This is a genomic window from Nocardia alni (genome assembly GCF_019038435.1).
Taxonomy (GTDB): Bacteria; Actinomycetota; Actinomycetes; order Mycobacteriales; family Mycobacteriaceae; genus Nocardia; species Nocardia alni.
In genome coordinates this window covers 1-2,949 of the sequence record NZ_JAGPOX010000289.1, presented here as the reverse complement: position 1 = coordinate 2,949, position 2,949 = coordinate 1, and the positions used below count along the sequence as shown (strand labels likewise).

At 70.9% G+C, this 2,949-nt stretch carries 2 protein-coding genes; both read right to left on the bottom strand.

What is annotated here, in order from left to right; translation table 11 throughout:
• Positions 1 to 788: hypothetical protein (locus tag JZ791_RS43825; protein WP_216903850.1), on the bottom strand; the 788-nt coding region annotated here is incomplete at its 3' end.
• 288 nt (positions 789 to 1,076) lie between these two features.
• Positions 1,077 to 2,672, bottom strand: coding sequence for an amidohydrolase (locus JZ791_RS43820; RefSeq protein WP_308163510.1), 1,596 nt, complete (start codon positions 2,670 to 2,672; stop codon positions 1,077 to 1,079).
• Between the last annotated feature and the right edge of the window lie 277 nt (positions 2,673 to 2,949).

Below are 2,949 nucleotides of genomic sequence, written 5' to 3'. Positions count from 1 at the left end.
GTCCCGCCCTGTCCAGCAGCATCCGCCGCGCCCTCGGAAGCAAGCTGGTCGCCCACAACCCCACCGCGCCCAGCCGCCACGTGCCCCTGCTGGTCCACCACAGCGTTCGCCCGCTCGGATTCGTCACCCTCGCGAGGCTCCTGGGCACCGGTCGGCAGGTCCACCCCGGAGTCGGACCGGCCGACCACGGCACCGGTCGTTTCGGAAAGCGCTCCCTCGTCCACGGTGTCAGCGCGCCCAGAAACATCAGCCGCAGCACTACCACTCCCCGGCTCGGCGCTCCCACCGAACCCCGGAGCCCCGACCGACGCGGATACGGACTGCCGCTGCTCGGCCGCGTCCAGACTCGCGGCAGCGGGCAATTCGACCGCGACGCTATGACCATCGGCAGCCGTATACCCCGGCTGGTCTGCCGCGGCTTTCGACGGCACGAGGTCAGCGCGTCCAGAGGCGTCGGCCGTGGCGCTGCCGTTCTCCCTCTCCGGCTCGGCGCTCCCACTGACCCCCTGGGCTCCGACCGACGCGGACTGCCGCTGTCCGGCCGCGTCATCCACCGGTCTTGGTGAGTCGCCCGAGACGCCATTATTCTCGGCGGCCGCCGACTGATCTGCCGCGGCTTTCGACAGGTCGGATTCGCCGGATCTCTGAACTTCGAGCGGCATGTCTGCCTCGGAATCGGGCTGTTCGACCCCGGCACCGTTGTGATCGACGACCTCGCGGCCGGTGCCGCCATCCGATATCGGGTCGCCCTGCACGGCCGGCGCCTGCGCCATCGGATCATTCGTCATGGCCGTCACTCCACATCGTCGTATCCGTTTCGTACCGGCGCATGCCGAATCCAGTCGCTCGAGGTCGCCGCCCCACCGCGAAAGGCGTTGTACCGATTGGGCAACCGAGCAGGCCACATGCCGTAGGAGCCGCGACCGAGGTGGGCAGCGCTCCCGCCGCCAGCGCACCGAGGTCGGCCGTCCGCGACACGATGTTCAGGTGGCCGGGTCACCCCGATCTGCTCAGCGAGAATCAATCTCGTGGGCGGTCGGGTCGTGGCGGCTCGGGCTCGGTAGGCAGAGACGTACTCACGCGGCATAGATCGTCTGCCCCCGGTGCACGGTGCGCAGGCAGCGCGGGAGTTCGGTGTCCGGGGTGAGCGGCGGCAGGCCCGGGACGCGGGAGCGGGGGTCGGTGGACCAGCGTTGGACCGAGTCCGAGGCGGCGGCGACCACCAGGTCGGCGGCGTCCCAGAGGGCGTAGGAGGCGGGGGCGCCGGGGACCAGGGTGCCCGCTATGCCGTCACGAATACCGCCGGCGCGCCATGCGCCGCGGGTGGCGGCGGCGAAGGCGGCACGCGGGGAGATCTGGTGTCCGGGGGTGCGGTGGTGGGCGGCGGCGCGGATGGCGGCCCAGGGGTTCGGGTCGGTGACCGGGGCGTCGGAGCCGATCGCCAGGCCGATTCCGGCCGAGGCCATCGCGGCGAACGGGTTCAGCAGCGCGGCGCGCTCGGCGCCGAGGCGGGCGGCGTACATGCCGTCGGGTCCACCCCAGGCCGCGTCGAAACCCGGTTGCACACTGGCCAATACGCCGTATCGCGCGAAGATGTCGATCGCCTCGGCATCGATCAGCTCGGCGTGGTCGACCCGGTGTCCCCGCGCGGCGAGCGCCGGGCCGCCCAGTTCGTCCGCCACGCGCGAGAAGCCCTGTGCGACAGTCCCTATCGCGGCGTCGCCGATGGCGTGGAATCCCGCCTGGATCCCGGCCTCGGTGCAGGCGCGGATATGCGCGGTGACGGCGTCGAGGTCGAGATATCCGATCCCGAGCGTGTCGTGGTCGGTGTACGGCGCCCGCAGCCAGGCGGTGTGCGAACCCAGCGAGCCGTCGACGAACAGATCGCCCGCGAGCCCGTGCACGCCCAACTCCTTGACCAGGCTGCGGGCCTCGTCGGCGGTGCGGACAGCCTGCCCCCAATACACCCGCACCTCGACGCCGTGCTCGAACTCGAGCAGTTCCGCCGTATCGGCGCGACCGGAGATCTGCGGTCCGGCGCATTCGTGCACCGCGACGATGCCCCGGGACGCGGCGAGGTCCAGCGCCGCGCGGCGGGCTCGGTCGCGCTGGCCGCGCTCCAGGCGGTTCAGCGCCTCGGCGCGCACCAGATGATGCGCGTCGGCGCGCACCGGCTCACCGCGTGTGAATCCGGCGGCCGAGGTGACACCCGGTACGGCGTCGAGCAGTGCGGTCGACACGGCCGCCGAATGCGCGTCCACGCGAACCAGATACACCACCCGGCCCGGCGCCGCGGCGTCGATCAGCTCCGCGGTCGGCGGGCGCGGATCCGCCCATCTGGTCTCGTCCCAGCCCTCCCCGATGATCACCGCGTCCGGATGCTCCCGTGCGTAGTCCCTCACCAACTCCAGGCAGTGTTCCAGCGAATTCGCCCGGGACAGATCCAACCCGGTCAGCTGCAAGCCCAGCCCGGTCACGTGCACGTGCGGATCCACGAATCCCGGCGCGACGAACGCCCCGTCCAACTCGATGATCTCCGCATCCGGATACAGCGCCCGCCCCGGTCGCTCGGCGCCCAGCCACACCACGGTCCCGTCGGTCACCGCCATCGACGTCGCGTCGGGTGAACTCGGACTGTGGATGCGACCGCCGATCAGCAACTGGGTACTCACGGCCCCCAAGTCTGCCGCATGCGCCGCGATCGACCACACCGTGTCCGGATGTAAGGGCCCGCGACACACCCCAGCGGATGGAAAGAGGTGGTTTCCGAGCGATGCGCCCGGAAACCACCCCTACCTCATGTGCTCATCGATATCACCACGAGTGGCAGCGGCCATCCCGATGTCCCCAGCGGTCATGCTGGTCGTTGTGCCAGTACCCGTGCCGGTCGCAGCGCCAATCGTTACGGTGGGGGTCGCGGGGATCATGCCAACCCGGATGGTTGTAGCC